This is a genomic window from bacterium (assembly GCA_028820935.1).
Lineage (GTDB): Bacteria > Actinomycetota > Acidimicrobiia > Spongiisociales > Spongiisociaceae > Spongiisocius.
The window spans coordinates 152,524-159,898 of the sequence record JAPPHZ010000030.1 but is presented as its reverse complement, the minus strand read 5'-3'; the positions used below and the strand labels follow the sequence as shown (position 1 = coordinate 159,898).

Here is a 7,375-nt window from a genome sequence, read left to right as displayed (position 1 = left end):
GCGGTGGGGAAGTGGCACCTGACACCCCGCTTCGAGCGCAATCAGGCAGGCCCGTTCGAGCATTGGCCCCTCGGTCTCGGCTTCGAGCGTTACTACGGCTTTCTCGGCGCGCTGACCGATCAGTGGAATCCACATCTCGTCTGCGACAACCGCTTCGTCGAACCGCCGCTCACCCCGGAGGAGGGCTACCACCTGACCGAGGACCTGGCGTCACAGGCGATCCGGCTCATGCAGGATCAGCAACAAGCAGCACCTGACAAGCCGTTCTTCCTGTACTTCGCCACCGCGGCTCCTCACTCACCTCATCAGGTCCCGGACATCTGGATCGAGCCCTACCGGGGACGGTTCGACGACGGGTGGGAGGCGGCGCGTTCTCGCACCTTCCTGAGGCAGAAGGAACTGGGCGTTGTACCGCCGGACACCACCAACACCGAGCGCCCCTCCTGGGTGGCCCCATGGGAGGATCTTCCGCTTGAGGAACGTCAACTCTATGCACGCATGATGGAGGTGTACGCCGGGTTCGTCACCCATACCGACGCCCAGATAGGGCGCCTCATGGGGTTTCTCGATGCAATGGGCATAGCGGACAACACCCTGGTGATGTTTCTGTCCGACAACGGCGCCAGCGCCGACGCAGGGCCCCACGGCATGGTTCGCCGCTACGGGCAAGGACCACGCAACGCCGACATCGACTCCATGGTGGGCCATCTCGACGACCTCGGGGGGATAGGGGTAGCGAGTGACTACGCCTGGGGGTGGGCCTGGGCCGGCAACACCCCGTTCCGGCTCTGGAAGCGATACACCTGGCTCGGCGGGGTCCGGACTCCCTTGGTCGTGAGGTGGCCGGCGGGCATCCCGGCCGAGCACAACGGCGACGTGCGCCAACAGTTCTGTCACGCCATCGACCTGATGCCGACGGCTCTCGAGGCGGCCGGAGCCGACCGTCCCGCCGTGCTCGACGGCGTCGGTCAGCAGCCCCTCCACGGAGAGAGCCTCCTGCCCACGTTCCGTGACATGGACGCCCGGATAGAGCGGACTCCCCAGTATTTCGAGATGTTGGGGTCCCGCGCCATCTACCACGAGGGCTGGAAGGCAACCACCGACCATGTCGGCAGCATGCTTCAGGCCGAGCGCGAACTCATCGAGGGCAGCGATGACTTCGAGTCGGACCGGTGGTCGCTATACAACCTGGAGGAGGACTTCTCGGAGGCGAACGACGTCGCGGGGGATTACCCAGAACGGTTGAGTGACCTCGTTGATCTCTGGTGGCGCGAAGCCGACCGGAATCAAGTCTTGCCGCTCATGGATGGTTTCTGGGACGCGAACCAGGCCGCGGCCATCGAGCCACCCCCGCATGTCGGCCGGCGTCGATACGTCTACCTGCCCGGGGGAGGGCCCATCCTCACCTCCGCTCTCGTGTCCAGCTTCCGCCTCGTCGCCGACATCGAAATAGGCGGAGATCGGAATGCCGCCGGAATCATTTGCTCTCAACGACTCGGCATGATGGACCACTTCACCGACCAAGGGTGGGCTCTCTACTTCCTGGACGGCCACCTTGTCGTGACCTTCAACCTACAAGGCACGCCAGAACGGCTCACGGTCAGCGAACCGATCCCAGCAGGCACGCACAAGCTCGAGCTCCTCCACACCGAGGGCTCGGCTGTGAACGACCACACCATCACTTTGGCATTGAATGGTCGAGAGGTGGGCGCCCTGGACCTGTCGGACAGCCCTCTAGCCACCCAGTTCCGACTAGGGCGGCTGCTAATCGGTCGGGACTACGGGACACCAGTGAGCGACGACTACCAGCCACCCTTTCCCTTCACGGGACACATTCAACGCGTCGTCTGCGACGACCTCAGCCAACCGGAGCCCGAAGACCTACGTGGACGAATTATCAGCGCCGTAGAGAATGACTGATTTGCTACAACCCGTGGTCACCTTCTGCGCTGCCTCTGCCATTCGCTCCGGTGTATCCTCGTGCGATTGATCGATTTTGCATGCGCAGGGCTGAAAGTGGGACGTCATTGGCAGTCTGGAGGATTCTGAGGTGTCAGAACACAATGTTGGCAAGTTGAGTGGAGTGGCGACTTATCGGGCTCGGTTAGGGTTATGTAGCGTTCTTGTTGGGCTGCTGGTCGTGGTCTCTGTTGCTTCGAGTGCGCAGGCGACAGGTGAAGAGTCCGGTGAAAACGGCAGCTCGTCTATGGATGGGACGGTGGTGGTAAAGCCCGGTGACACGCTGCGGAAGATCGCTATGGAACACCTCGGTGACGAGAACCGCTGGCCGGAGATCTACGCGATCAATGAGGGCGTCGTCCAAGCCGACGGTAGAGCACTGACTGATCCCGATCTCATACATATCGGTTGGGTACTGCGGATCAATCAAGCTGTGGGATCAGATAGTCGATCCGAACTTATAGCCCGGTTACACGAGAACGCCGAGCATTTTGAGTATTCCATAGGGGTACCTGGTGGCACGCTGACGATAGCGACCATTTCCGAGCCGCTCACGTTCAATCTGGCCCTCGCCAATGACACAGGCTCGACAGGAATACTCGGGTACCTTTTCGAGGGCCTGACCGATACGTCTTGGTTGACCAACCAGGTGGAACCGGGGTTGACTGAGGCTTGGGAGGTGTCGGACGACGGTCTGAAGTGGACCTTCAACCTCCGTACAGACGTGGCCTGGCATGACGGAGAGCCCTTCACCGCTCAAGACGTTGACTTCACGTTCAACCGCATCATTTACAACGACGATATCCCTGTTGGCGCGAGGTCCGTGTTCACATTCAGACACTTCGACGCCGCGAGCGGCGCGTGGGAGGAGTCGAGGATGATTGTCAAAGCACTGGACACACACACTGTCGAGTTCGTTCTTCCCAGACCGTTCGCGCCCTTCCTCCGGTCCCTGGGAACACCCATCTACCCGCGGCACATACTTGAGAAACACGTGGACGACGGCACCTTCTCCTCAGCCTGGGACATCGACACCCACCCTGCAGAGGTCATAGGGACCGGTCCCTTCCTCATCGAGGAATACCGCCCCGGCGACCGGGTCGTGCTCAAACGCAACCCGCACTACTGGATGAAAGACGAAGCAGGGAACAATCTTCCCTATCTCGATCAAGTCGTGCGTCTCATAGTTCCAGACCTTGAGGGCGAGCTAGCTAGCTTCCTGTCCGCCGAGTCCGATGTACACGGTGTATCCGGTGACGAGTTTGCCCGACTCGAGCCGCTCCAGGAGAGCCAGAACTTCACCATTCACCGGCGAGGACCCGGGTTCGGCACCACGTTCCTGGTATTCAATATGAACCCCGGCACGGATCCGGACACCGGCGGTCCTTACGTTGCGCCCAGAATGCTGGAATGGTTCAGAAACAAGCAGTTCCGCCAAGCTGTCGCCCACAGCATCGATAAGCGCACGATCATCGACGGGATCCAGCATGGCCTCGCCTATGAGCAATGGTCCCCGATAAGCCCCGCCGCCGGGGACTTCCACAACCCGGACGTCCGCAGGTACGAGCACGACATCGCAAAGGCCAACCAGATCCTCGACAGCATCGGTTGGACCGATACCAATGGCGACGGCATACGGGAGGACACCGACGGCAACGACATCGAGTTCAGTCTGGTGACCAACGCCGGTAACAGCGTCCGCGAAAGGGTCACAACACTGATCCAACAGGGCATGGAGGCGATAGGTCTCAGGGTGAACTACCGGCCGGTCGCCTTCGGTGACCTCGTCAAGCAGCTGACCGATTCCTATGACTGGGAGGCCGTCGTGATTGGCCTCAGCGGTGGTTCAGACCCCTACAGCGGGATCGACACCTGGCATAGCAGCGGTGGGCTTCACATGTGGCACCCCAACCAACCGCAACCGGAGACGGCATGGGAGGCGACAATCGATGACCTCTACATCGAGGGCAGCCGGGAGCTGGATCGTGAAAAGCGTGTGGACCTCTACCATCGAGCCCAGGAAATCATCGCCGAGAACGTGCCACTCATCTACACGACACTGGCCGAGCGTCTGACAGCGACGCGAAACGTCTTCGGTAACACAACACCAACCCTCTACGGTCTCTGGGACATTCGCTACCTCTACCGAACCGACTAGCAAGGCCGACCGAGACAACCGTTGGCTACGAAAGGGCAGGTTCCGGCTCGTAGTGGTCGTTGACGACACTCCCTCGTCTAACCGCAAACGGGTGCTGCTGAGATGGCAATCCGCTTGTGGTCGAGGATTCGGTGGTCAGGACACCCTGGGTGACAGGCGGAAGCGCACGAAGGCGATGGCCAGGAAACACACGCCGAAGGTGGCCAAGGCCGCCATCTCCAGGACCACGTCGCCTCCTTCGGCGCCGAAGAGCATCAGCTTGTTGAACGCCGAGTTCGCCCAGCCGTGCGGCGTGACTTTCGCGAGACTCTGCATCCACTCGGGCGTGATGAACAGGGGCCACCAGCAGCCGCCGATGGGGGCGAGCACCAGCGACGCCAGCACAGCCGCCGAGTTGGCGCTGGTCTGTGTGCGCACCAGGGCTGCCAGCATCACGCCGAACGCGGCCGAGGTGAGCACCATCAGCACGGAGATCAGGATGACGGCGGCAGGGGAGAAACCGAGGTCTATGCGGAAGGCGACGAGGCCGACTCCCCAGAGCACGGCGAGCTGCATCGCGCCCCGGTAGACGGAGCCCAGGTACTTTCCGGCCACCACCGACTCTCGCCGCGTACCGTTGGCCATGAGCCGCTCCATCGTGTGGTTCTCCCGCTCCCTCGTGATCGCCTCGGCGGCCAAGGCCGCGGCGAAGAACACGAACATCGTGAGGTAGCCGGGCACGGTGAAGTTGCCGGCGCTGAACGACTCCACGGGGCCGATCTGCTCGGTCTCGAAGCGGAGCAGGGTGCGGTCCTGCCCGAAAGCCACCATGTCCTGCGGCAACGCTTCCACCCCAGCAATCTGCACGATGGCCTGGACGGCCGTCCTCGTGTTGGAGGAGGCCGCGGTTACAGCGTTGGCGAACCCGACGAGCGCAGCTTCCGTTTCCGGGTCGCCGATCTGTGCAACGACCTCCAGCTTCGTGGGACGGCCTCCTACCAGACTGGAAGTGAAGTCGGGGGGAAACGCGACGAATCCTCCGATGTCCCCATCCTCGGTGGCCTGTACCGCCTTGCCGTACTCCATGACGATGAGGTCGACGGTGTTCTCCTCCGCGAGCCCCTCGATGATCTGGTGGCTGATCCCTTCCTCCTCCTGGGTGGCGACAGTGATCGAGAGCCGCTCGTCTCCGGGGCCGACGTTGCGCAGCGCAAGGGAGAAGGCGAGGACGAAGATGAGCGGGAAGAGCAGTGCGAACGCGAGTCCTAACCGGTCCTTCAGGAACACCCGCGTGTCCTTCGCGGCGATGATGAGCGACTGCCTCAGCACGATTCTCAAGTGCCCGTCCTCCCTTCTACGCCGTGCGGAAGGCGACGCGGGCTACGACGAAGCCGATCACTGCGATGCCTCCCAGGATGGCGGCTTCCGGTCCCTGCTCGGCCAGCCCGCCGCTGCCCGCGAGGATGTCGCCCATGGCGTCGATGGCGTACTTGTTCGGCGTGAGCCTGCTCAGGAACCCCAGCACCCCTGTCTCTCCCACGCTGATGAAGGTTCCGCCAAAGACGGTGAGGATCATGGTGAGGAAGACCGACCCCCACGACGCCTGTTCCTGGGTCCGTGCAAGGCCCGCGACCACCAGGCCTAGCGCGCTGACCGCCGCGGCGATCAGCAGGCTGAACACCACCACCTGCGCGAACGCGACGGCGCCGCCCACCCTGAGGACGGCAAAGGCCAGGGAGAGGAGTATCAGGGCCTGCACCATCGCCCTTCCGACGCTCGCGAGGAACTTGCCCGCGTAGAGCTGGTTCACCGAGAGCCGGGTTGTGAGGAGACGTTCCAGCGTCCCCGTATCGCGCTCCACAACAATCGATGCGGCCGAGATGGTGGCGGCGAACATCAGGAACATCGTCAGCACGCCCGGGATGAGCCTGTCCAGCGCGTTCTCTTCCTCGCCCACGGCCCGGATCTCGACCCCGATGGGGGAAACAACGGCGGCCCGTTCGATCAGGGTCCCGACCGTTGCCACGATCTGGGCCTCCGGGACGCCGCTGCCATCGAGCCGGCTGCGCACGAACTCGCGTATCTCGAACTCGGCAGCGACGTCCTGCGCGACGCCCTGCACGATCTGCGAGACGATCTGGCCCGTATCTCCCCCGGAGCCACGTCTTTTGAAGAGTACGGACGCCGGCTCGCCCGCCTCCAGTCGCTCCGAGAATCCGGCGGGGATGAACACCGCCGTCAGGATGCGGGAGCGGTCCAGGGCTTCGTCGGCGTCCGCTTCGGTGAGCATCTCCACCTCCAGCCCGTCGAAGGCGGAGACGCGGTCGATCAACTGGGCGGCAACTGGGCCGCCGTCCAGGTCCACAATGCTCGCCGTAGCGCTGAAGGACGCGCCCTGGCCGAAGACGCCGTACATCAGTGCGAAGAGGGCTATGGGGAGCGCTATGCCGAAGGCGAGGGCGCCACGGTCGGCGCCGAACCTCTTCAGCTCGATCCAGGCAAGAACTAGTGGGCGAAGCATTCAGTCGCGGAGACTGCGGCCCGTGAGGTTGAGGAAGACCTGCTCCAACGTGACCTCTTCGGGATCGCCGATTGTGGACCTAAGCCCTACGGGTGTGTCCAGCGCGATGAGCCGGCCGCGGTCCATCACGCCGATGTTGTCGCACAGCCGGTCGGCCTCCTCCATGTAGTGCGTGGTGTAGAGCACGGTCATGCCCTCGTCCCGGAGCCGGAGGATCGTCTCGAAGATGTGGTTGCGCGACTGCGGGTCGACACCCACGGTGGGCTCGTCCAGGAAGAGGAGCTGGGGCCTGCTCATCAGGGCCACCGCGATGTTGACCCGCCTCTTCATGCCCCCGGAGAACTTCCGCACGGCGTCCGACGCGCGGTCAGCCAATCCGACCAACTCCAGGTTCTCGGCGGCGGCCTCCTTTGCCTGCCTGCGACCGAGTCCCGCCATCCGCCCGAAAAAGACCAGATTGTCCCTGGCCGACAACTCCTCATAGAGGGCAAGCTCCTGGGGGCAGACGCCGATGATCCTCCGCACCTCGTCCGCCTCCCGCAGCACCGAGTGTCCACCGATCGTCACGTCGCCCGTGTCGGGCGCCAGCACGGTCGAGAGCATCCTGATCGTGGTCGTCTTGCCGGCGCCGTTGGGGCCGAGCAGCCCGAACACCTCCTGCCGTCCGATGGAGAAGGAGACGTCGTCGACTACCGGTGCGCCGTCGAAGCTCTTGCTAAGCCCCATAGCGGTGAGAAAAGCGGCGTCCTCGTGAGTCC

5 protein-coding genes are annotated in these 7,375 nt (G+C 63.2%); 2 read left to right on the top strand and 3 right to left on the bottom strand.

What is annotated here, in order from left to right; translation table 11 throughout:
* Both OXM57_08460 and OXM57_08455 read left to right on the top strand, forming a co-directional pair.
* Positions 1-1,920, top strand: a 1,920-nt coding sequence (locus tag OXM57_08460) for a sulfatase-like hydrolase/transferase (protein MDE0352710.1), incomplete at its 5' end; no start/stop codon positions are given.
* Positions 1,921-2,218: 298 nt separating this feature from the next.
* Positions 2,219-4,117: an ABC transporter substrate-binding protein gene (locus OXM57_08455; GenBank protein MDE0352709.1), complete on the top strand. Its 1,899-nt coding sequence runs from the start codon at positions 2,219-2,221 to the stop codon at positions 4,115-4,117.
* Positions 4,118-4,252: 135 nt separating this feature from the next.
* Here the strand turns inward: OXM57_08455 and OXM57_08450 are convergent, their stop codons facing one another.
* Genes OXM57_08450 through OXM57_08440 form a run of 3 tightly spaced genes read right to left on the bottom strand, consistent with a single transcriptional unit; the run spans position 4,253 to position 7,343 of the window.
* Entirely contained in the window at positions 4,253-5,425 is a 1,173-nt protein-coding gene (locus OXM57_08450; protein MDE0352708.1) for an ABC transporter permease, read from the bottom strand.
* A 25-nt stretch (positions 5,426-5,450) separates the two neighbouring features.
* Complete coding sequence (locus tag OXM57_08445; protein ID MDE0352707.1) at positions 5,451-6,617, bottom strand: ABC transporter permease; 1,167 nt, start codon at positions 6,615-6,617, stop codon at positions 5,451-5,453.
* Positions 6,618-7,343, bottom strand: a complete 726-nt coding sequence (locus OXM57_08440; GenBank protein MDE0352706.1) for an ABC transporter ATP-binding protein — start codon at positions 7,341-7,343, stop codon at positions 6,618-6,620.
* Between the last annotated feature and the right edge of the window lie 32 nt (positions 7,344-7,375).